This is a genomic window from Verrucomicrobiota bacterium, from assembly GCA_037139415.1.
Classification (GTDB): domain Bacteria; phylum Verrucomicrobiota; class Verrucomicrobiia; order Limisphaerales; family Fontisphaeraceae; genus JBAXGN01.
Genome location: JBAXGN010000130.1, coordinates 1 through 23,685 on the forward strand (window position 1 = coordinate 1; position 23,685 = coordinate 23,685).

The window sequence follows — 23,685 nt, forward strand, 5'->3', positions numbered from 1 at the left end:
TCGAACGGGCACTCGATTTGCTCAAAGGATTGTCCCTCTTTTCCAACCAGGAAAAAAAGCCGGATAAGGTCGCCTCGAGCAAATGAGGGAACCAGCATCACGTAACCGCCGGAGTTATAAGGCGGACGTGGCTTGGACCTTCAAATTCACCTCGTGACTTCCACGGCCACACGCCATGCCAGCCATTCTCGCCATTGAAACCTCGTGTGATGAAACCAGCGCCGCCATCGTGCGAGACGGCACAGTACTAGCCAACGTGGTGTCCTCGCAGATTCAAATCCATGCGACCTACGGTGGGGTAGTGCCGGAATTGGCGGTGCGCGAGCATCTGAAGAACTTGCCGCCCGTCGTCCGGTTGGCCTTGGCCGAGGCCGGCCTCACCCCTGGACAACTCGATGCCGTGGCCGCCACCCAAGGGCCCGGACTGCCCATGGCACTCCTGGCGGGTTTCAAAATGGCTCAGGCCCTCGCGTTCGCGGCCCGCAAGCCATTTCTGGGCATTCACCATCACGAGGCGCATCTGTATTCTCCCTGGATTGCCGGTCAACCGCCCGCGGCGGATTTCGCAAAATTGCAACCCAACGTCTCGCTCATCGTCAGCGGCGGGCACACCATGCTGGTGCATGTGCAAGGGGAATTACAGCATCGCCTGCTGGGTTCAACGGTAGACGATGCCGCCGGGGAATGCTTCGACAAGGTGGCCAAACTCATCGGGCTCCCCTACCCTGGCGGTCCAGAAATGGACCGGTTGGCCGAAGGGGGCAACCCAAAGGCGTATGATTTTCCGCGTCCGATGATTCATGAACATCATGACGACTTCAGTTTCAGCGGTTTAAAAACCTCCGTCCGCTACTTCCTGCAAAAACATCCCGGGTTGCTGGACGACACGCAAACGATTCGTGATCTCTGCGCCAGTGTCCAGGCGGCCATCGTCGAGACACTGATCGCCAAAACCATGCGCGCCGCCCGGCGGTTGTGCGTCCGGTGTGTGACGGCCTCCGGCGGCGTGACCTGCAATCGCGCCTTGCGTCAGGAATTGGCCGTCGCGTGCCAGCGAAACCGCCTGGAACTTCGCCTGGCGGATCGCACCCTTTGCACGGACAACGCGGCGATGATCGGGGTTTTGGCCGAGCGCAAATGGCTGGCGAAAACCAGAGTCACCGCCCTCGACGCTGAAATTATACCGGGCTGGCAACTGGACGCGGCATAACCCAGCGGATGACGAAAGTCTCCACACATTCGCCATTGCCTTTCCTCACCTGATATTGCATCTTAATTTTCATGCACCACAGTGTGCTTTAAGGCCATGAGCAATGATTTAATACCGCTAGTCTCCGGCAATAAGGTCGGGGCGGAACGCTTTACCCTGGTGAAACAGTTGGGCCAGGGCGGGATGGGTGTGGTCTGGCTGGCGCAGGACGACCGCCTGCGCAAACAGGTGGCACTGAAATTCCTGCCGCCCTCGGTGCAATCCGATCCACGCGCGCTCGACGGACTGCGCCGCGAGACCGCGCGCGCACAATTATTGACCCACCCCCACATCATCCGCATTCACGACCTGCACGAATTTCGCGATGAGAACGCCTTTCTCTCCATGGAGTTCATTTCCGGCAAGACCTTCGACGCCATGGGTTGGGACCAGCCGGGCAGCGTCTTTCAATGGGTAGCCATTCGGGAGTGGATCAAGCAACTGTGTGACGCGCTCGAATACGCGCACCGCAAAGGGGTCATTCACCGCGACCTGAAGCCGGCCAACATGATGCTGGATGCCACCGATAATACGCTGAAACTGGCGGATTTCGGCATTGCGGCGGTGGTGAGCGATTCCTTAAGCCGAGTATCAGTCCAAAGTCCCACCAGCGGGACGGCGGCCTACATGAGTCCGCAACAAATCAACGGTGAAAAACCGAAGGCGGCGGATGACCTGTACGCGCTCGGCGCATCGCTCTATCATTTGCTGACCAGCCGCCCACCGTTTTACACTGGCATCATTCCCTACCAGGTGGTGCATACCGAGCCCGAACCCATGTCGGTGCGGCTGGCGGATTTTCAGATTCAAAACGATATTCCGCCACACGTCACGGAAGTCGTCATGGCGTGCCTCGCAAAAGACCCGGCCCAACGCCCGCAAAGCGCCAAAGAAGTCTGGGACCGGCTCGCCGCCGGTGACACTGCGGAACCCGGGGCGGCCGAGGGTCCGATCATCTTCCCAACCATCGCAGCCCCACCGGACGACCAACCCGTGGCGCCAGCGATGGATGCGATTGCCGCCACCAAACCCGCCACCGATCCGGTGGCCCCGGAAATATTCGCCACCGTCCCAGCCAGCTCACCAACCGCTGGAAAAATGGGGAAATCCCAAACCATGCGGCGGGCCACCACGCCGCCGGCGGCACCGGAAGTCGGCGTCACCGTTCCAGCCACCACCAGCACCAAGAAAGCCACGACGCTCGCAGCGGGCACGCCGGACGCCGGACAAAAAAATCCTTTTTCCCACGAGCCGAGGCGGGGGATGACTTCGCACACGACCGATGCCAGCACGCCCAGTATATGGAATCTACGCACGGCGGGCATCGCGGCCGTCTTGATTTTGATACTCAGCGCCTGCGCCTGGTATTGGGGCTTGGAAGTGCCGCGCCAGCGGGCGGAGCAGGAAGCGACACGCAAGCGGACGGAACAAGCCGCGCTGAAAGCCGAGCAAGACAAGCAAGCCGCCGAAGAACAAGCTCGGCTGGCAGCCGACGCGATCAAGCGCAAACTCGACGCCGAGGCGAAAGCGCGGCAAGAGGCGGAAGAAAAAGCCCTGCGGGAAGAGCAAGCCCGCCGCGACGCTGAAGCCAAACTGCAGGAAACCGCGCGATTGAAAGCCGCCGCCGAAGAAAAGGCCTTGGAGGAGGCCCGGCAACGGCTGGCCGCCGAGGACGCTCGGTTAAAGGCGGAAGCCAAAACGCAGGAGGAAATCCGCCTGCAAAACGCCGCCATGGCCAAGGCCGTCGAAGAAGAAAAACAGAAAGCCGAAGCGCAGTCCAAAGCGCTGGAAGACGCTTGGAGACGCGCCGCCGCCGATGAAGCGCGCATCAAAGCCGAGGCGCGGGCGCAAGAGGAAACCCGCACCAAGAACGCCGCGCAAATGCGCGCCCTTGAGGAAGCCCGGAAAAAGGCCATCGCGGAAACCAAAGCCTTGGACGATAAACGTCAGCGGGCCATGGAGGATGAAAGGCGCCTGACCGCTCAGTCGCGCGCGCTGGAAGAGGCTCGCCTGCGCGCCGTCATCGAGGCCAAAGCGAAGCCCGAGCCGATTCACCCACCCACGCCGCCAGTCACCCCTCAAGTGGTCGTGGTCACACCAGAGGTGCGCCCCACCAACATCCCCACGCGTCCCCCTGAAGTTCGCCCCGTCCATGTTACCCCGCCACCCACTCAGCCCGGGCCTGCCCGGGCCGCGCCAGAGATGGTCACTTCCGATTCACATTCCAAAACGGGCGAGGCCATTGCCAGCGCCGTGGACGGGGCTGCCGAAGCCGGAGCCACCGTCGGTCGTTTTTTCAAGGGAGTTTTCAACCCCTCCGCCGGCAATGAAAGGGAGAAACCCGTACGCCGTATTCTCAAAGGCAAACCGCAACCCGGAGCGCGATGGACGAACAGTCTGGGGATGATCTTCGCCCCGGTGCATGGCACCAAAACCCTGTTTTCCATTTACGAAACCCGTTACAAGGACTACTCGGCCTATGCCCAGGTAACCTCCGGCATGGATAACTCCTGGGTCAAAGTAACCTATCAGGGTGCGCCCGTGAGTTCCAACCCGGACCACCCCGTCACCATGGTCAGTTGGTCGGATGCCAAAGCGTTTTGCCAATGGCTCACCGAAAGCGAACAGCGTAATGGCGACTTGGCGGACGGCCAATCGTACCGCCTGCCAACGGATCGGGAATGGAGCGATGCCGTCGGATTGGGACCGGAACAAGGCAACACGCCCGCCGAGCGCAGTGATAAAATTCCCAATGTCTATCCCTGGGGGACCGCCTGGCCGCCCCCGCCACGTTCGGGAAATTTTGCCGATATAAACGCGCGAAAACGCATTCCCGGTTTGCCGGCCTATCTCGAACGCTACGATGATCACGCGGTCACCACCGCGCCGGTCGGCAAATCGGAAGCCCGGCCCAACCCATTCGGGTTGTTCGACATGAGCGGCAACGTCGCGGAATGGTGCGAAGACTCGTTTGATGGGGAGCAGGCCCGGGTGCTGCGCGGCGGTTCCTGGGCGGTCGGCAGCCCGCGGCCCCTGTTTTCCTCGGACCGCGACCGCGCGTTGCCTAACGCGCGCAACACCCAAACCGGTTTTCGGGTGGTGCTCGGTTTTGGCGAACGCTGATTTCCACTATTGCAGGCGCCGCTATCCTCGGCTAACTTTATATACTTTATGACGTTGACTGAAAAAATTTTGGCCCGCGCCGCTGGCAAAGCCCGCGTGCAGGCCGGCGAAAACATCTGGGTGAACGCAGACATACTGATGACGCACGATGTCTGCGGCCCGGGCACCATTGGCGTGTTCAAACGCGAATTTGGCAAGCATGCCAAAGTGTGGGACCGCCACAAAGTGGTGATCACCCCGGACCATTACATTTTTACGGCCGACTCCAAGTCGAACCGCAATGTGGACATCCTGCGCGAATTCGCCCAGGAACAAAACCTGCCCTATTTCTACGATGTCATTGACGACACCAAAGGCAGTTGGGCATTCGATGTTTCCAAGGGGCAATTCATCCGGCAATTCGGCTCCAAGTATGCCGGCGTGTGCCACAGCGCGCTGCCACAGAAAGGCCATACCCGTCCCGGAGAGGTGCTCTTTGGCACGGATTCCCACACCTGCACCGCCGGTGCATTCAATGAATTTGCCACCGGTATCGGCAACACCGACGCCGGCTTTGTCATGGGCACCGGCAAACTCCTGATCAAGGTTCCCGAAACCATGCACTTCCGCCTGGAAGCCAAAATGCAACCGGGCGTCATGGCCAAAGACCTGATCCTGCACGTCATCGGCGAAGTCGGTTTTGACGGGGCCACTTATCGCGCCATGCAATTCGACGGCCCGGGCGTAACCTGGCTGTCCATCGACGACCGGATGACCGTGGCTAACATGGCCATCGAAGCGGGCGGAAAAAATGGCATCTTTGAATTCGATGCCCGCACGGCGGAATACGTGGATAACCGCACCCGGTTGAACGGCACCAAGACCTCATACACGCCCGCCGAGCCGGATTCGGATCAAAAGTTCTGCTACGAATTGGTGGTGCATCTGGACAAATTGGAACCCACCGTCGCGTGCCATCCTGATCCCGGCCAGCGCAAGCTCGCCAAGGAAATGGGCCATATCAAGTTGGACCGCGCCTACATCGGGTCCTGCACGGGCGGCAAAACCAGTGATTTTGTGGCCTTTGCCAAAATCATTCGCGGACGCAAGGTGAGTATTGACACCTTCGGGGTGCCCGCCACGCCTGAGATTCTCAATGAACTGCAAACCACGCGCTGGGATGACAAGACGCTCTGGCAAATCCTGGTGGAGGCCGGCGTGATGATGACTGAAAACGCGGGTTGCGCCGCCTGTCTGGGCGGCCCGGTGGACACGTTCGGGCGCATGAACACCCCGCTCAAGTGCATCAGTGCCACCAACCGGAATTTCCCCGGCCGCATGGGCCACAAGGAAAGCCAGGTATTCCTGGCCTCGCCAGCCACCGTGGCGGCCAGCGCCATCACCGGCAAGATCACCGATCCGCGCGAGTTTGTTTAAATTCTGATTGCTGTAACCAACCAGTCGGATTTCACCAATCCGGCTGGTTTCTTTTTTGTCGGGAATCCGTAAAAAATGTTTTCCCGAAGACCGGCCTTCTGGGTTAGGGTGAGGGCAAACGGATGCGAACACTGCACACCTATTTGACGCGCCAAGTGCTGGCCACCACCATGATGACGGTGGCCGTGTTTACGTTTGTGTTGCTGCTGGGCAACGTGCTGCGCGAGATTTTCACCATCCTGCTGAATGACCGCGCCTCCATCAAAGTGATCGGCATGGCGATCGGACTGTTGCTTCCGCACGTCTTCGTCTTCTCCCTCCCCATGGGGATGCTCACCGCCATGCTGCTGACCTTTGGCCGCCTCAGTGCGGAGCGGGAATTAATTGCGATTCGCAACGGCGGCATTTCCCTGCTGGCGTTGATCACTCCCATGCTGCTGCTGGCCGCCGCGTTCAGTTGCGTGTGCGCCCTGGTGAACATGGAAATTGGACCCCGTTGCCGGTTTGTTTACAAAAACCTGATCTACGATCTGGGCAACAAACGCCCGGACGCCGTGCTGAGCGAAAAGTGTTTCATCCGGGACATTCCCGGCTTCATCATCTATGTGGATCAAATCAAGGGCAACGATCTGCACCACCTCCTGATCTCCAAGCTGAACACCAACTCGGAAATCGTGGTGAACCTGCGGGCAGAGCGCGGGCAACTCGTGCGCCAGCCTGGCACCAACCAGTTCGTGCTGCACCTGTACAACTCCAGCGGCGCGGCCCTCGAAAATGGGAACTGGCAGCCGTTGCCGTTCCTCGGGGAATCGGAATATGTCATCGCGCTGCCTTCCGTTTCCACCCGCAAACCAAAACTAAACGAAATGACCTTTGGGCAACTTCGGGAGGAATTGCGGCAAATCGAAGCCGCCCAAATGCAGACCGGATCGCTGGCGGGTATGGACGCCCAAGGCATTCGCCGGAAAATGGCGGAATCGCGTTTGCCAATGGTGGACGTAACCACCCCGATCCTCGTCGAAATGCACCGCCAGGTAGCCTTTTCCTTTGCCTGCATTGGTTTCACGCTGGTCGGCATTCCGCTGGGCATCCGCAGCCATCGCAAGGAAACCAGCGTCGGCATGGCCGTCGCCCTGGTGCTGGTGCTCGTCTATTACAGTTTTCTTATCATGGCCGGGAGCCTGGATACCAATGCGAAGGTGTACCCCTATTTAATCTGCTGGATCCCCAATTTTCTTTTCCAAGTGGTGGGGGCCTGGCTGCTCTGGCGCGCCAATCGAAATTAACCTGCTTTTACTGACCCATGAAACCCTGCTTCCCGTTCGCCCTGTTGGCCCTTTTAACCCTGACCGCCAACCAGTTCACTCTGCGTGCGGCCGAGAAATTTCGCATTGCCTCGTTTAATGTCGAAAATTACCTGGATGCCCCGATCGGCACGCGCCAGGCGAAACCCGAACCCGCCAAGGCAAAAGTGCGCGAGAGCATCCTGGCCATGCAGCCGGATGTATTGACCCTGGTGGAAATGGGCAGCACCAACGCGTTGCTCGAATTGCAATCCTCCCTGAAGCATGCCGGTCTGAATCTGCCCTACTGGGAGCATGTCACCGGATACGACACGAATATTCACGTGGCCGTGTTAAGCCGCTTTCCCATCATCAACCGCCATCCGCATACCAACGACACCTATTTATTGTTTGGCCGGCGTTTCCCGGTGAGCCGCGGCTTCGCCGAAGTTGGCATCCAAGTCAATGCGCACTACCAGTTCACCCTGCTGGCGGCCCACCTCAAATCCAAACGCAGCATTGCGGAAGCGGACGAAGCCGACATGCGCGAACAAGAGGCCTTGCTGCTGCGGGAAAAGATCGAAGCGCATCTCACCGCCAACCCCAACCTGAACCTGGTGGTCCTCGGTGATTTTAATGACACCAAGGATTCAAAAAGCGTGAAAGCCATCCTGGGCCGCGCCAGCTCCAAAACCGGCCTCGTGGACACCCGGCCCGCCGAGCGCAACGGCGACAACCTGCCCTCGGAAAATCCGCGCTGGGACCCGCGTAACATCGCCTGGACTCATTTCTTTGGCAAAGAAGACACTTACTCGCGCATTGACTACATCCTGTTGAGCAAAGGCATGGCCAGGGAATGGATCAAGGACGAAACCTACGTGCTGGCCACCACCAACTGGGGCCTCGCCTCGGACCACCGGCCCATTGTCGCCACGTTCACCGCTGAGGATCGCCCGTGACCTCGTTTGCAACGTAAATTAACTTTGCATCGCCTTGGCCACCATTTGTTCCCAAAGTTGCCGCTGCTCAGTAAGGGCCTGCACGCGGTCGGGAACCTGGTCGGAAGCTTCCAATAATCCCCAGCCGTCCCAATCCAGCTTCACCAACAGGTCAATCTGGAGTTGGTAAGGGAACTTCTCATCCTTGAGATTATGCGCGTGAAGCGTGTGCCCGAGGAAATTCTTTACCAGCTTAAAGTTCGCCTCAAACCCATTGCCTGCGGCATCGCGCGCGTCGCTGTTTAGTTTGATCCGCACTTTGGGTTGTTTCACTTGATCCATGATGGCCCGCAACGTGGGGAGTTCGCCTGCCGGACCATGCGCCTCCAGCCGTACCTCCTGGCCGTATTCCGCCGCAAACGCGCCGATTTCATCCACCGAGCGGGCGATTTGTTCGATGGTCTTTTCATGAGCCACATTGGGATTCCACTGATTCGGGAACACTCGCACACCGGTGGCACCGACGTCATGGCTCAATTTAATATGCGCCTTGGCCGCTTCAATGGCCGTCTTGAGTTTCCCCGCGTCCGGCCAATCCATGCGCTCGGCACTGCATATACCGACCAGGGTGATGGGACTATCGGCAAAGCGTTTTTTAACCTCCTTGCGCTGATCCGCATTCAAGGTCAGCTCAACGCCATGGGCATATTTTGCGCTGGTCCGCAATTCCACGCCATACACCTTCGCCTGCTGGAGGTTGGCAATCGTGGTCGGGATGTCCCAATCCTTGCCCCATTGGTACGAAGTAAACCCAAACCGAACTTTGGCGCCTTTCTTCGCTTCGGCGGCCGGCAACTGGGACGTCGGAAGCAGGGCCAGGGCACACGTGCCCAAAGTGGTTTTAACGCCAGCCGCCAGGAATTCCCGGCGCGAGGCAAGGGGGGACTTCACCCGATATTCATGATTCCCGGCCATTTGACCCGGCGTTATCAATTCATGTTTCATAGTATTTATTTTCTTGGATGATGTTTACGTTTGAGCCGGTTCGCGGCCATCATACCCGTTCCGGCACCACAAACGGCGCGCGGTAATCCCGCGAAACCAGCTTATTCGCTTCCGCGCTGAATTCACCGGTAAAACGTTCAGCGTCGTTATCCATGGTCAGCAAGGGACTCAGCACCACTGGCGTTTTATCGAGATCAATGGCATTGGCGCTCAAATGCGCCTGGAAGCGAGCAAATGCGCCCGCTAAATCCTTGCGTCCACCGATACGCTCCTTGATTTCTCCGGGCGGTGCAGCCTTGCCCAGCCGGTACGAAATATTGGCCATGTGGACCAGCGCGGCTGAGAGATGGCCTTGCAGGATGTCCCCTTCCAATTCGGCGACCTTCCGGTTCCGCACCGTGGCAATGAAGTTGGCGTACATTTCCGGGTTGGTGGGCTTGAATTCCTGAAGGAGCTTGCCCTCGGGATCATACGCTTTGTTATTAGCGATGTACCCATTTTCGCAATGCACAGTCACCCCGATTTGCAACCCGCAGAACGTGTCCATGGTCGCCTTGGGATTGCGGTCCCAAGGACTTTTCTGAAATGATTGATTTTGAGGCAGACCGCGCACCTCAAAAATCACCGGAATCGGCTCATAATCGAAGTAGGTCAACAACGAATTGGGAGTTTGGCCGTCATCGCGATAACCGAAGCGTCCACCCATGCTGATGACATGGCGCGGCAGACGGTCCAGACCAGTGGCCATGCGGCAGCCGTCCATGTAATGGATGCCCATATTGCCCAGATCGCCATTGCCATAGTGCCAATCCCAGTGCCAATCGTAATGCAGGTACTCCCGCATCACCGGCAGGAGGGGCGCCGGCCCCGACCATAGATCATAGTCCAGCGTCTTCGGTGGTGGCGTTGGCCCATTGACTTTGCCAATGCTGATGCGCGGTTTGAAGTTCACCCCATGAATGTACCGGACTTTGCCGAGCCCGCCCTGGCGCGCAAAGGCCAGCGCCTCTTTGATGCCCGACTGCGAGCGGGAACCGCTGGTACACTGCACCACGCGCTGATAGGTCCGCGCGGCTTCCACCATTTTGCGTCCCTCAAAAATATTATGCGACGCCGGCTTCTGCACGAACACGTCCTTGCCGGCCTGGCAGGCCAAAATCGCCATTAGCGAGTGCCAATGGTTCGGCGTGGTGATGCTGACGGCGTCAATGGTTTTATCCTCCAGCAATTTCCGAAAGTCCGTGTAAGCCGCCACCGGTTCGTTGCGCTGCTTGAACTGGGCAACCTCGGCGTCCAGATGGGCGCGATCCGCATCGCATAAGGCCACAATGCGCACGTCGGGCACTTTGCGAAAATCACGAATATCCTGCTTACCTTTGCCGCCAATTTTCACGGTGGAGCCGATCCCGATCACCGCCAGCCGGACGGCTTCATTGGCCCCCAGGACCCGCTGAAATGGAGCGAGCGAAACTCCCGTGCCCAGGGCCGTCAAGGCAGCTCCCGTTAACGTTGAACGGCGCAAAAAACTTCGGCGCGAGATCGGTTTCATAGCATAATCGTCTTTTCAACAGACTATCCTTTCGCACCTGTCCTGCCAACGGTTTTGTTCTGGCGCGTTTTTTCTGCGTTTTACGCCTTGGGTCTGTCCGCTCGCGCCTGGTCATTTTCCTTTCCGCACCACCTCGTTCATGAGCTTCCGCCAGTCTTGCATTTTCTCCCATGTGGCGGCGTCCGCCTTCGCGGGCTCGAAGCGGCTGGCGTCCACATCCTGATATAACGCACGATACTTCCCGATATCCACATTCGGATTCGGCGAATTCTCCTGGGCATTGACGCCTTTGCGCCACGCGGCCAGGGCGGACTGCATGGAAGTGACCCGGGCCGAATTTTGCGCGGCCAAATCCTGCGTTTCCGCAACGTCCTGCGCCAGGTTATACAACTCCGTGCTGCTGCTGTCATAATACTCCACCAACATCCAATCCCCCTCGCGCACTGCGCCGGATGGGCGGCTCCCCTGATTGGTGTAATGCGGGAAATGCCAGAATAATTTGCGTGCTGGCGCCGGGCTTTTGCCCTGCAACAGGCCGGCCAGGCTCACGCCATCCATATCCGTCGGCGCGGGTTGCCCGATGCATTCCATCAACGTGGGCAGCCAATCCGTGTTCACCACCGGTTCCTGCACCACTCGCCCCGCCGGCACGTGGCCCGGCCAGCGCACGATCAAGGGAATGCGCAACCCGCCCTCATACACAAACCCTTTGCCCGCCCGGTAGGGAGTGTTATGCGTGATCCGGGAATGCGTCAACTCGGGCACGTGCAGCCCGCCGTTATCCGACGTGAAAATCACCAGCGTATTGGTGGCCAGCCCCAAGGCGTCGAGCTTGGCCAACAGAAGACCAACGGTTTCATCCATGGACTCGATCACCGCCGCGTACACCGGCTCAAACGCCCCGCGCTGCCGGTCCATCCGCGCCGCTTGCGCCGCATAGGGGATGTGCGGCGTATTATGCGCCAGGTAAACAAAGAACGGACGCTGCTGATTCGTCTCAATAAAACTGATCGCCGCCGCCGTCAGCCCGAACTCCCCCTTGCCGCCTTCCGTCTCCGAGGGCACCGTGTTCGGCTTGCCGGGATGATACATATCAAAGCCATGCTCCAGGGGGCCGAACCCTTTGCCGCCCACATGCCATTTGCCAATGCACGCGCTGACATAACCCGCCTCCTTGAAATACCGGGGCAGCATCTTCACCTCCAGGGGCACTTGCATGAGAATTTCCGGGTGAATCACCTTTTGCGACACACAATCAGGCCGCCCCGGCAGAAACGTCGTCAAATGCAGCCGCGCCGGCGCCTTGCCCGTCAGGATCGCCGCGCGCGATGGCGAACATATCGGTTGGGCACAATACGCAGTGGTGAAACGCGTGCCATCCGCCGCCAGGCGATCCAAGTTCGGCGTGTGATGCTCCTGCCGCCCGTAACAATGCAGGTCGTTAATGCCCAAGTCGTCGGTCAAAATGAAAACGACGTTCGGTTTGACGGTGTCGGTGGCAGGCAATTGCGCCGCCATCCCAAACATCCCCACCAGCAGGCAAAGCCAGCGGACAAAATACGCGGTAGTATAGTGCATGGCCTCGGTAGTATCACTCCAATCCACGCGACTCAACAGAAAAGCACCACCTGGCTCCTCGCTATTTTGAATGGAATGAGGGCCAGCTAAACCCGAAATCCGAGGGCCGAAAACCGAAAGAATACCGAATACCGAATCCGGAATCCGATGGCTGGCACGCGGTTGGTAGCCGGTTCGCGTTTCACACATTGAAGCACGGCGTTTTTCCAGCCCGGCCCCGGCCACAGGTGGCGGTGGCGTGTTTTCGGCATTCGGATTTAACCAGAGACAAACGCCCACTAAAAACAGCGCCCCATCGGTGTGTGACTATTTCGGGTTTCCCCTTTTCAGTGGCAGAGCCGGATCGCCAATTTCCTGCATGTGCTGCCAAAGCTGTTGTTCCAGCGTTTTCACGATCTCGGCATTTGCGGGATCGTCCGCCACATTCCGCGTTTCCTCCGGGTCGCGTTCCAGGTTGTATAATTCGCGCCCGTTCTGACGCACGAGGCAGAGTTTCCATTGTTGGGTACGGATCATGCGCCCGCAGTTTATATCATCCGGGTTGCCGCGCTCGCCGAACACCGCCGTCCGTCCATCCGCTTTCCCCTCGATGAGGCCGCGCAGGCTGGCACCGTGAACGTTGGTCAGCGGCGGCGCGTCCAAATAATCCAGGATGGTGCAGGGCAAATCCACCGTTTGGGCGAGGCCAGCCACCGTTTTTCCAGCGGGAATCGCGCCGGGCAGACGCATGAGGAACGGCACACGCATGAGGTCATCGTATAAGGTGACGAGGGTTTTATCCATCATGCCGTGTTGGCCCAGCATGTTGCCGTGGTCGCTGGTGAACACGATCAACGTCCGGTCCGTGAGTTTCAATTCGTCCAGCGTTTTCAAAATGCGGCCAAAGCACCAATCCATCATGGTGACTTGGGCGTAGTAACAGCGCAGGTATTCGCGAAAGCCAGCCTCGCCATAAATCCGGGTCATGCGGGCCGAGGCCGTTTCGGCCGAGGCTGCGGGCCGGTTGGTCCAACTTGCCGGCAGCGGCAGTTGGGCGGGATCGTACTGGTCATAAAACGGTGCCGGCGCAATCCAAGGCGCGTGGGGCGGACTCACGGAATAAGTGATGGCAAACGGCTCGCCCTGGTGCCGTTTGATCAAGTCGCTGCAATAATCCGCCAGCACCGTTTCATAATGAAATTCGGGTTTCAGCCGGGAACGACCGATCACGCCAACATCCTGTTTGGGCGTGCCCTTTTCCTGACGCCATTGGCGGTGGGCTTCCGCCGTGGCTTTGGTCAGGTAAATATCGCCCAGCAATTCCGTTTCCCCGTCCCGCGGCCCGGCGTCGAATAGCAGATCCCCAGCGGCTTTCCGGCGTTGCTTCATGAGTTGATGAAAATCGTTCTCATCGGTGGTTGCCTCGGGAAAGCACTTGAGTTCCGCAGGGGAGCCAAGATGCCATTTGCCCAACTGGTGGTTGTGATACCCCAGCGCAGCCAGGGGATGATGATAGGTCTGCCGGGGCTCGCGCAAACGCAGCGGGTCCTCGTTTTGATCAATGTTCCGCCCGAGTCCCACCGAGCTGGGGTATAATCCCGTTTCGAGCGCAAAGCGGGTGGGCGAACAGTAAGGCACCGGCACAAACATCCGGTTGAAGCGGGTTCCTTCCCGAGCCAACCGATCCAGGTTGGGCGTTTTCACGATCGGATTCCCCGCGCAACCAAGCACCTCGGCATGGTGCTGGTCGGTGATAAACACCAGCAGGTTGAAACGATTCGTTTCCGCCGCCGTCAGGGACAAGGGCGACCAGATCAAAGTCAGGCACAAAGCCGCGAGATGCACTCGGTTCATAACGTGGCGGCACGTTATCCAGCCAAACCAGGAATATCAACCCAATCCATTAAGTCGCCTTCATTCATTAACGAAAAATCAAGACGCCGCGCGACCTCGGAAAGTAATCTCAATCGGCTGGCGAGCGCCAGTATAGTTATGCATTCCGCGCCAATGCGGCTCGGACTTTATTGGCCACGCCGTCGATGGTGAAAGGCTTCTCGATGAAATTCATCCCCTCAGCCAACACCCCGTGGTGGGCGATGACATCCCTCGTATAGCCGGACATGAAGAGGCACCGAAGCTGCGGGTGGCGTGCCATTAACCGTTGGGCCAGATCCCGTCCGTTCATCTCGGGCATCACCACGTCGGTCATCAGCAGGTGAATCTCGCCCGCGTGTAGATCGGCCAGCCGGATTGCTTCACTCGGTGAGTTCGCAGCCACGACCGTGTACCCCAGCCGCTCAAGAATCCTCCGGGCGATGGCCAGAATAGCCGGCTCGTCTTCCACCAGCAGCACCGTCTCCCCGGAACTTTTGGGCCTTTCCGCCACGCTCTCCTTTTGGGGCGCGGCGGGCTCGCCGACGTACTGGGGCAGATAGAGGTTAAAGATTGTCCCTTTGCCTGGTTCGCTGGAAACACTGATGAATCCGTGGTTCTGTTTGACGATGCCATACACCGTGGCCAGGCCCAGGCCGGTCCCCTTGCCGAGGCCTTTGGTGGTGAAGAATGGCTCGAAGATTTTGGACATCGTTGCCTTGTCCATGCCACACCCGTCATCACTCACGGCCAACCGCACATACGCCCCGGGCATAACCCCTGGGTGATCGGCGCAATAAGCGTCATCCATGACCGCATTCCCCGTTTCGATGGTCACCTTGCCCACGCCGTCAATGGCGTCGCGCGCGTTGACACAGAGATTGGCCAGAACCTGATCAATTTGGGTGGGATCCACGTTGATGAGCGCCAAGTCGGTAGCAGGCAACCAAGCCAATTGAATGTCCTCGCTGATGAGCCGGCGCAGCATCTTTAGCAAACTCTCCACGGTTTCGTTCAAGTCCAGCACCCTGGGAGCGATGGGCTGCTGCCGGGCAAATGCCAACAATTGCCGGGTCAGGTCCGCGGAGCGCCGGGCGCAGGACCGGATTTCTTCGAGGCTTTCGCGGATCGGACTGTCCGGCGGAATTTCATCCAGGGCCAGGTTCGCATTTCCCAGGATGGCTTGCAGCATGTTGTTGAAATCGTGCGCCACGCCACCCGCCAGGCGTCCCACGGATTCCATCTTCTGAGCCTGATGGAACTGGGCTTCGAGTTTGGCCTTTTCCGCCTCCGCCCGTTTGCGTTCGGTGATATCGCGGTGGACGCATTGGATGACGGCTTGCCCGCCAAGGGTAACCAGGCTGGCTGAAACTTCGAGCAGGAATAAATGCCCGTCCTTGTGATAATGTTCCACTTCAAAGGTCAAAGCCTCCCCAGCCAGCAAGCGGCGCATCCGCTCAGGAATATGTTTGGCTGTTTCGGGGGAATCAAAGTCCCTCAAGTTCATGACCTGCATCTCGGTTGCGGTGTAACCGTGCATGCGGGCAAACGATTCATTGACCGCCGTCAGCTTGCCATCGGCCGTCAAAAGCATGATGCCATCATTCGCCCGGTCGAACAGGATGCGATAGCGCATCTCGCTCTCGCGCAGCGACGCCTCGACCTGCTTGCTGGCGGTGAGATCAATATCCACGCAGAACAGCTCCTGATCGCCGTGGCTGTTGACCAACATGGCGTGACTGGAGAAAACGTGGATCGGGCTCCCATCCTTTTTCTGCAGCGTCAATTCGCCGGCGGGAATGGGGACACCATTGGTCACCCAATTCGTTATAGCGCCAATGACGGCGTCCCGCATCTCCGGGGGAATGACGAGTTCTTCCAGCAGTTGATCCATGACTTCGCCGCGCTTGTAACCATAGAGGACCTCACTGGCGGCGTTCCAAAAGATAACCCGGCGGTTCTGGTCGTACCCTTGCACCGCGATATTCGGCAAATCCCGCACCAGCGCATGGAAGCGTCGCTCGCTCTCCTGCAACGCTACTTGGGCCTGCTGGCGCAGACTGTTTAGCTCACTGCCATCAATAGGCTGGGTCATGCGGATAGCCTTGCCATAGTACGGCGGTATGTCAAGGACAAGTTGCCCCATTTCTGACCGACCAATGCGTAATCTGCCTCCAGAATGGACAATAAAATGGTCTCATTGAGGGCGTTGTTATAGCCCAACCTCTTTGGTAGTCCAACCACTTTTCCAAGTGCCATTTTCGGATGTCGGAAGGCATTCCCGTGGCTGAAACGCGCTTCCTAACGTGCGGAAATCAGTTTCCGTGGTGGAAGTGCGTTTCCGCTGGCGCGGAAGGTTATTTCCGTGGCGGAAGTGTGCTTCCGCTAGTGCGGAAGGTCATTTCCGTGGCGGAAATACGTTTCTGCTGGCGAGGAAGGTCGTTTCCGTGGCGGAAGTGCGCTTCCGACGGTGCGGAATGTCATTTCCGTGGCGGAAGTGCGCTTCCGCTGGCGCGGAAGGTCGTTTCCGTGGCGGAAGTGTGTTTCCGCTGGCGCAGGAAGCTATTCGCCTAATTGGCACCACCCAAAGCACCTGCTGAAATCCGGTAATCCTGGAGGTGTTACGGTTGCGCGGCCTGGGCCAATTCAACTGTCGTTGGACTCCGGTACAAGCTAAACTGTTACTTTTCTGCCCCCTTTTGGAGACTCTCAAATTGTTCGCGGTAATTGACCGTCACAGGGCTAAGCGTACCGACTGCGACCGTCTCCGTCTCCTACGAAAAATCAAGGCGAACTGCTCTGCGGCATTCGCCATCTCGTTAAGGGGGCGAAGAAGCGCGATAGAATCGGTTGCCTTTGTCCGTCGCGGCTGGGTCCGAAAAAGTAGAAGTGCCGTTCGTGTTGGTAATGGTCATCAGTTCGCTCCAGTTCGTCAGGTTCGTGGAGACGTGGACGACAAAATCAACTCCCAGGGTCCCTCTGAGTGAAAGCTCAACATTGCCCGCGTGCTTTATGACGCCAAGCGTACAGGGCGGATTAGTAACCTGCACCGTCCCATCCACGTAGGTCGCCGACAATGGGGTGGCGTTGGTGTCGGAAACCTCGCGAAACGCGGGTGTGTCGGAAAAGCCGATCGCAGCCGGGCCGTGGCCGATCCCCGTGAAAGTCAATTCGCAAAGCTTCTGCCTTCCGGGCGGAAACGGTGACATGTCATTCCTAATGATCATGCCGCCGATGTGCCCATTCTTAGCGTCAGCGGAGTTGATAGTGATTAACGTGTTACTCTGGTTGAATTGATAATACTCGCCAGAATCTGCGGGCGGTTGGAAGTGAAGCCTTGTGGGATTGAAAGTCAAACTGAAGCCAAGACCAGACTCATTCCCTTGCGCGTCAAGATATACCCCGACCGTCCCATCTTGCCCGATGGAGAGGTTGGAGGCTGTGATCGAAATAGTTCGCGATCCGCCCAGCAGCGGCTGCTTTGGAACCGCATTCGTCGGGCCGCCTAGTATTTGACGCGGGTCTAATCCTATGACGTAGCGGACAGCCTGAACCACATCTATCACGGTGATAGCCCCATCGCCTAACGTTGCCATAGGCGCACAGTCTGCGGCTGCAAATTCGTCTCCGCATTTAGCTGTATCGAAGCCAACCGCATAGCGGATAAGCCATTTCCAATCCAGATATCGAACGTCCCCATCCCCACCTGGGTAAGCAATTCCATTGATATATGTCCATGGCGGGTAGATATCCGCCTCCCATTGGGCGTGAACGTTTCCTTCCAGAACTGGTAGCAAGAGCAAAACGGATAGCAGGAGTTTTACTGTTGCAGTGCCACAGCACCTTGTCAATCGGCGCGTTGCAGTTAAAGAGATTTGCTTCTCATTGACTTCCATGACGACATGATGCGCGCTTAGGGTGATTCGTCAATCGCTTTTTCGGAGGTCTTTTGCACGGCATATCAGGAGGGCAAAAGTGGGGCAAGGTATATTGATAGTAAACGAGCATCACCAATTTGGTCAGCACCAGCGCGCATACCGGAATGAGGTGTCAAACAACCGGGGTAAGACCATAGAATTGATTCTGCTGAAATCCGGTAATCCTGGAGGTATTACGGTTGCGCGGCCTGGGCCAGTTTCAACTGCCGTTGGATTTCCGGTACCAGCTAAACTGTTACGATTCCGAATTGACCCCGAATCTGGGAACCCAAACATGGCAAAAAAATTGGGACCAATTCTTTTGCAGAAAAATGATGCGCAGGAGATAGTATCTGGAAGTCAGGAACTAGAGTTGTGAGTGTCGTGAAACGTCCGGGTTCTGGGAATCTATGGTGAATCCGGTATTTCCAAGGTTAAGTGGCTTTGGTTCGTGTTTTTTTCCATGTCCGTTTTTCGCGCTTGTTTTCGGCGGGGGAATCGGCTTTCATGCAGCTCGACGCGCATGAGTGAAAAGACGTTAGTCGTAGTGCCAACGTATAACGAGCGGGAAAATCTGCCTCCGCTCGTCCAACGGCTTTTAAACCTGCCCGTCAAAGTGGACTTGCTGGTGGTGGACGATAATTCGCCTGACGGCACCGGAAAGCTGGCGGATGAATTGGCCGCCAAACATCCCGAGGTCCACGTGCTGCACCGTCAGGAAAAGAGCGGGTTGGGACGCGCCTATTGCGCTGGCTTCGCTTGGGCGTTGGAACGGGATTACGAATTCATCATGGAGATGGACGCGGATTTTTCCCATAACCCCGAAGAAATCCCCAACTTTCTAAAGGCCGCACAAAACGCGGACCTGGTGATTGGTTCCCGCTATGCCAAGGGCATCCGGGTCATCAACTGGCCGCTGAGCCGCCTGCTCTTGAGCATGGGGGCGGCCAAATATGTGCGGATCATCACCGGCATGACCATCAGTGACCCCACCGGCGGGTTTAAATGTTTCCGTCGGCACGCCTTGCAGCGGATTGATCTGCATGGCGTCCGGTCCAACGGATACAGTTTTCAAATTGAGATGTCCCATAAACTGTGGCGGCACGGTCTGCGCATCGCGGAGGTGCCGATCATTTTCACCGACCGGTTCATGGGCAGTTCCAAAATGTCCCGCAAAATTGTTTACGAAGCCATCTGGATGGTCTGGCAATTGTGGCTGCAGAACGGATTGCGCCGTTCCCCGCGAAAACCGAAGGACTGAGTTTTTTAAAACTGGCCCGATAAGAACAGGCTGGCATTGCCGACCCTGACGATTTAGACTGCCCCCTACTATGAAACAAACGATGCACTTGAGTCTTTGCCTGGGCGCCCTGTTGGGGGGCCTGCTATCCGCCGTCGCCAGCGACCTTATCGCGCCGGGCGCCAAACTGGAGAAACTCAGCGACGGATATAAGTTCACCGAGGGACCCGCCACCGACAAGGAGGGGAACGTGTATTTCACCGATCAGCCGAATGACCGGATCGTAAAATACGATGCCGCCACCGGCAAATTCGAGACCTTCATGCAACCGTGCGGACGGGCCAACGGCATGCGGTTCGATGCCCAGGGAACGCTGATTGCCTGCGCGGATGAAAAGAACGAATTATGGGCCATTGATGTCAAGACCAAGGCAACCACGGTGCTGGTCAAGGAGTACCAAGGCAAACTGCTCAACGGTCCCAATGACGTATGGACTCAGTCGGACGGCAGCCTGTATTTCACCGATCCGTTCTATTTCCGAAAGGATTATTGGAAACGCCCGAACACCAAGGAGCAGGACGGCGAACATGTCTATTACCTGAGCGCAGACCGCAAGCAGTTAACCCGGGTAACCGATGATCTGGTGCAGCCCAATGGCATCATTGGCACGCTGGATGGCAAAATACTGTACGTGGCGGACATCAAAGCAAAAAAAACCTACGCGTACGATATTCAACCACAGGGGAAACTGCTTAATAAACGCCTGCATTGTGAATTGGGCTCGGATGGCATGACCATTGATCGGGAGGGGAACCTGTATTTGACTGGCAAAGGCGTGACGGTCTTCGACAAAACCGGCAAACAAATCGAGCACATCGAGGTGCCGGAACGCTGGACCGCCAACATCACGTTCGCGGGGAAAGGCAAGGATTTACTGTTCATCACCGCCAGCGGTTCGGTGTACGGGATCAAGATGCGCGCCAAAGGCATCTTTTAAGGCGCTTTTCATGGAATCCGGGATTGACACCCGCAGCCGGCGTTTTACCCTATGAATCATGACTGTGCGATAAATCCCGGCGCTAGGGTTCGGGATTTTTATCCGCTCAATGTTAAATATATTTTATGGCTAATACAATTTTAGTGGGTGCCCAATGGGGCGACGAAGGCAAAGGCAAAATCATTGATGTGCTCACGGAGCAAGCGGACATCGTGGTCCGCACACAGGGCGGCAACAATGCCGGCCACACGGTATTTCTGGGCAAAGATAAGTATGTGCTGCACCTGATTCCCTCCGGGATTCTGCGCCCCGGCAAACGCTGCGTCATCGGCAACGGCGTGGTGGTGGACCCCGTTGGCTTGGTGGCGGAAATTGACGGACTCGCCAAACTCGGCGTGAAGGTAACGGAGAAGAATCTCTTTTTGAGCGACGCCGCCCACGTAGTCATGCCGTATCATCGCGAACTGGACGCCCAGCGCGAGGTGCAAAAGGGCAAAAACAAGATTGGCACCACCAAACGCGGCATCGGCCCCGCCTACGGAGACAAAGCGGCGCGCGTCGGCATCCGCATGGGCACGTTGGTCAACCCGGAGCGTTTTGCCGCGACGCTCAAGCTGCGAATCGCGGAAAATAACGCCGTACTGAAAGCCATGGGCGCGAAGCCGCTTTCATACAAGCAGATGCATGATGAATACCGGGCTGCTGGTGACCGCCTCAAGCCGTTTGTCACCAATACCGTTATTTTACTGAATGAAGCCATGGGTAAGCGAGCCAACATGCTGTTCGAGGGCGCGCAGGGCACTTTCCTGGATATTGACCACGGCACCTATCCCTTTGTCACTTCCTCCAATACCACTTCTGGCGGTGCCAGCACCGGTTCCGGCGTTGCGCCCAACCGAATGGATACCGTGGTGGGCGTGATGAAAGCCTACACCACCCGGGTGGGTGAAGGACCGTTGCCCACCGAGAACGCCGAGATTGCCGATATGCTCCACGGCATGGGCCGGGAATTTGGCGCCACCACCGGACGCGCGCGCCGTTGCGGTTGGTTTGATTCCGTGGCCACCCGCCATGCGGCGATGGTGAATGGCATTGACCTGCTGGCCGTCACCAATATTGACGGGCTGGACACGCTGGATGTCATCAAGGTCTGCGTGGCATATCGTTATGGCTCCGAACGGCTGGATTATATGCCTAACGACATCGAGGTACTCGCGCAATGCCAACCCATTTACGCGGAGTTCCCAGGCTGGAAAACGCCCACCACGGAGGCGAAGACTTGGAAGGATTTGCCAGCCAAGACCCGTGCTTATCTGAAAGCACTGGCAGAATTGACTGGTGCCAAGCTGATGATTGCCTCCGTGGGGCCTGCGCGCGCACAGACCATCTTTGTCTAACGAACGTGACGGTTCAGCCGCATGCATCACAATTGAGTACCCAGGCCAAAGCCGCCCTGCCCGCCCATATTGCCATCATCATGGATGGCAACGGACGCTGGGCCAAACAGCGGCATTTGCCGCGTGTGGAAGGGCATCGCAACGGCGTGGAATCCGTGCGCGCCACCGTGCGCGCCTGTGGCGAACTGGGGATCAAATACCTGACGCTCTACGCCTTTTCCGTGGAGAACTGGAACCGGCCCAAGGACGAGGTGGATACCTTAATGAAGTACCTGGCGCGATTTCTGAAGGGTGAAATCGGGGAGTTGAACCGCAATAACGTGCGCCTCGAAGTCATCGGACAGATCTACCGTCTGCCGGAGTTTGTGCAGGACCAGTTGAAGAAGACCCAGGCCGCATTGGCGAAAAACAACGGGCTGACCCTGACGTTGGCGCTGAGTTATGGCGGGCGCACGGAAATCGTGGAGTGCATGCGCACCATCGCGCAGAAGGTCAAGGACGGTCAGCTTGACCCGGCGGAGATTACCGAGCAAGTCATCACCCAGCATCTTTATACGCGCAATATGCCAGACCCGGATTTGCTCATCCGCACAAGCGGGGAGATGCGTGTGAGCAACTTTTTGCTATGGCAGATTTCGTATGCGGAGCTGGTTGTCACGCCCGTGCTCTGGCCTGACTTCCGCAAACCGCAGTTATGCGAGGCGCTGGAGGAGTATGCCCGGCGGCATCGTCGTTTCGGTGGAATTTAATGTGGTAAAACGATTTTCCCCACACAATTTTAACCTCGGATGGGAAATCGGCCATGGCAAAAAGATTTACTGGCAAAAAAATTATATCGCGAAGCCAGGTGCTGGAAGCCAGAAGATAGCATTCAAGTTGAAATCAGAAGTTTGAATTCCAAGCTGATTACCCGACCTAATCCATTGTTATCGTGAACCTGGGTATGACAATTAGTGGGTATTAAAAAGCAAAAGATGGTAAGTGTCTGCGCTTGTATTGTATAGTCTTATATAATTGATTAGTATTTGAAATATGTGCGGGTACGGACTCCCCAATGCGATGGGCGCTGGGACTCGACACACGGTATGAAACGGATTGTCTGTGGAAGCCTCGGCTTCCGGTGTGTAACAGTGAGATCAAATTATGAACACTAAAGAAACGCTTCCAAGGTTGTTCGCCTGCAAATCACATGCTGGGAATATGAGCTTATTAACGCACTTTGCGTGCTACTGCGCCTTAGCGGCTGTCTTGCTTTTCAGTGCTTTGGACTCCCACGGTGCCAACCTCGTCAGGACCAACCTCGCTGGCGGCGACTGGAATACCGCCGCCAACTGGAGCCCGAGCCAGGTGCCGGGCGCGTCAGATACGGCTTGGATCACCAATAGCGGAACCTACACCGTCACGGTCACGACCGGTTCGACGGCGACCAACGTGGTGGTGGGCGCGGTTAGCGGCGCGCAAACCCTCAACCTTTCCGGAGGCACCTTAGTGTTGGGTAGGACCGCGACTCTGGGAACCAACGGGACCTTCTTGCTCACTGGCGGGACGATTCATGGCGGGACGGTGGTGGCAACCAACGGGGCATCCTTAGCCATCATCGGCGGCACGTTGGACGGGGTGACGGTCAACGGGACGCTGGAAGTGGGCAACAGCTATAACGGGGCAAACCTCACGGTGGCCAATGGCTTGGTGTTGAACGGCACGGCGCTGGTGGGCAATCCCACCAACGGGTGGATCGGCAGCATCGGTTTTGCGGGCAGCCAAACTTTGAGCGGCAACGGGACGGTGGTGTTTGGCAATCATCCCAACAACACCTTGTTTCTGGCCAATGCTGGGACGACGCTGACCAATGGCGCAGGCATCACCATTCGCGGCCAGACCGGGACGATTGGTTACGGTGGCGCGCCGAATGTGGCCGTGATCAACCAGGGCACGATTTCCGCCGACGTCAGCGGTGGGACCATTACGGTTAACGCGCAGTCGTTCAACAACCAGGGGCTGGCGCAGGGAATCAACGGTGGCACCCTGTCCCTGCTGGGCGCTTGGAGCAACAGCGGGACGCTGGTTGAGAGTTACGGGGCGCTCTCCCTAGCCCCAGTTTACGAGTTAGCATAGTCGTTTTTCTGTAAGCTGTTTTGGTTT

At 57.6% G+C, this 23,685-nt stretch carries 16 protein-coding genes; 10 read left to right on the forward strand and 6 right to left on the reverse strand.

The window, feature by feature from the left end:
* Nucleotides 1–175: 175 nt before the first annotated feature.
* The 5 genes from tsaD (at nucleotide 176) to WCO56_20290 (ending at nucleotide 8,030) form a co-directional block, all read left to right on the forward strand.
* Nucleotides 176–1,210: a tRNA (adenosine(37)-N6)-threonylcarbamoyltransferase complex transferase subunit TsaD gene (gene tsaD, locus WCO56_20270; protein ID MEI7731920.1), complete on the forward strand. Its 1,035-nt coding sequence runs from the start codon at nucleotides 176–178 to the stop codon at nucleotides 1,208–1,210.
* 96 nt (nucleotides 1,211–1,306) lie between these two features.
* The gene (locus WCO56_20275) at nucleotides 1,307–4,372 is read left to right on the forward strand and encodes an SUMF1/EgtB/PvdO family nonheme iron enzyme (protein ID MEI7731921.1); all 3,066 of its coding nucleotides are present in this window, start codon (nucleotides 1,307–1,309) and stop codon (nucleotides 4,370–4,372) included.
* A gap of 48 nt (nucleotides 4,373–4,420) precedes the next feature.
* Nucleotides 4,421–5,788, forward strand: coding sequence for an aconitase family protein (locus WCO56_20280; GenBank protein ID MEI7731922.1), 1,368 nt, complete (start codon nucleotides 4,421–4,423; stop codon nucleotides 5,786–5,788).
* A 122-nt stretch (nucleotides 5,789–5,910) separates the two neighbouring features.
* Entirely contained in the window at nucleotides 5,911–7,074 is a 1,164-nt protein-coding gene (locus tag WCO56_20285) for an LptF/LptG family permease (protein ID MEI7731923.1), read from the forward strand.
* 17 nt (nucleotides 7,075–7,091) lie between these two features.
* Nucleotides 7,092–8,030 carry an endonuclease/exonuclease/phosphatase family protein gene (locus tag WCO56_20290; protein ID MEI7731924.1) on the forward strand — a complete coding sequence of 313 codons (939 nt, stop codon included), beginning with the start codon at nucleotides 7,092–7,094 and terminating at the stop codon, nucleotides 8,028–8,030.
* 18 nt (nucleotides 8,031–8,048) lie between these two features.
* Here the strand turns inward: WCO56_20290 and WCO56_20295 are convergent, their stop codons facing one another.
* The 6 genes from WCO56_20295 to WCO56_20320 form a co-directional block, all read right to left on the reverse strand.
* Complete coding sequence (locus WCO56_20295) at nucleotides 8,049–9,014, reverse strand: TIM barrel protein (protein ID MEI7731925.1); 966 nt, start codon at nucleotides 9,012–9,014, stop codon at nucleotides 8,049–8,051.
* 49 nt (nucleotides 9,015–9,063) lie between these two features.
* Nucleotides 9,064–10,563 (reverse strand): Gfo/Idh/MocA family oxidoreductase, encoded by a 1,500-nt coding sequence (locus WCO56_20300; GenBank protein MEI7731926.1) that lies wholly within the window; start codon nucleotides 10,561–10,563, stop codon nucleotides 9,064–9,066.
* A 111-nt stretch (nucleotides 10,564–10,674) separates the two neighbouring features.
* The gene (locus tag WCO56_20305; protein ID MEI7731927.1) at nucleotides 10,675–12,141 is read right to left on the reverse strand and encodes a sulfatase; all 1,467 of its coding nucleotides are present in this window, start codon (nucleotides 12,139–12,141) and stop codon (nucleotides 10,675–10,677) included.
* Nucleotides 12,142–12,447: 306 nt separating this feature from the next.
* The gene (locus tag WCO56_20310; GenBank protein ID MEI7731928.1) at nucleotides 12,448–13,974 is read right to left on the reverse strand and encodes a sulfatase-like hydrolase/transferase; all 1,527 of its coding nucleotides are present in this window, start codon (nucleotides 13,972–13,974) and stop codon (nucleotides 12,448–12,450) included.
* A 136-nt stretch (nucleotides 13,975–14,110) separates the two neighbouring features.
* Nucleotides 14,111–16,087 (reverse strand): PAS domain S-box protein, encoded by a 1,977-nt coding sequence (locus WCO56_20315; protein MEI7731929.1) that lies wholly within the window; start codon nucleotides 16,085–16,087, stop codon nucleotides 14,111–14,113.
* A 724-nt stretch (nucleotides 16,088–16,811) separates the two neighbouring features.
* Nucleotides 16,812–17,888 (reverse strand): cohesin domain-containing protein, encoded by a 1,077-nt coding sequence (locus WCO56_20320; GenBank protein MEI7731930.1) that lies wholly within the window; start codon nucleotides 17,886–17,888, stop codon nucleotides 16,812–16,814.
* Nucleotides 17,889–18,432: 544 nt separating this feature from the next.
* Between WCO56_20320 and WCO56_20325 the strand changes: the two genes are divergently transcribed.
* The 5 genes from WCO56_20325 to WCO56_20345 all read left to right on the forward strand — a co-directional run bounded on the left by WCO56_20325 (nucleotide 18,433) and on the right by WCO56_20345 (nucleotide 23,658).
* Entirely contained in the window at nucleotides 18,433–19,170 is a 738-nt protein-coding gene (locus WCO56_20325; protein ID MEI7731931.1) for a polyprenol monophosphomannose synthase, read from the forward strand.
* A gap of 70 nt (nucleotides 19,171–19,240) precedes the next feature.
* Nucleotides 19,241–20,146, forward strand: coding sequence for an SMP-30/gluconolactonase/LRE family protein (locus tag WCO56_20330; GenBank protein MEI7731932.1), 906 nt, complete (start codon nucleotides 19,241–19,243; stop codon nucleotides 20,144–20,146).
* A gap of 125 nt (nucleotides 20,147–20,271) precedes the next feature.
* On the forward strand, nucleotides 20,272–21,543 hold the full coding sequence (locus WCO56_20335; GenBank protein ID MEI7731933.1) for an adenylosuccinate synthase: 1,272 nt from the start codon (nucleotides 20,272–20,274) through the stop codon (nucleotides 21,541–21,543).
* 32 nt (nucleotides 21,544–21,575) lie between these two features.
* Nucleotides 21,576–22,292 carry an isoprenyl transferase gene (locus WCO56_20340; protein ID MEI7731934.1) on the forward strand — a complete coding sequence of 239 codons (717 nt, stop codon included), beginning with the start codon at nucleotides 21,576–21,578 and terminating at the stop codon, nucleotides 22,290–22,292.
* A gap of 451 nt (nucleotides 22,293–22,743) precedes the next feature.
* On the forward strand, nucleotides 22,744–23,658 hold the full coding sequence (locus WCO56_20345; GenBank protein ID MEI7731935.1) for a hypothetical protein: 915 nt from the start codon (nucleotides 22,744–22,746) through the stop codon (nucleotides 23,656–23,658).
* Nucleotides 23,659–23,685 lie beyond the last annotated feature (27 nt).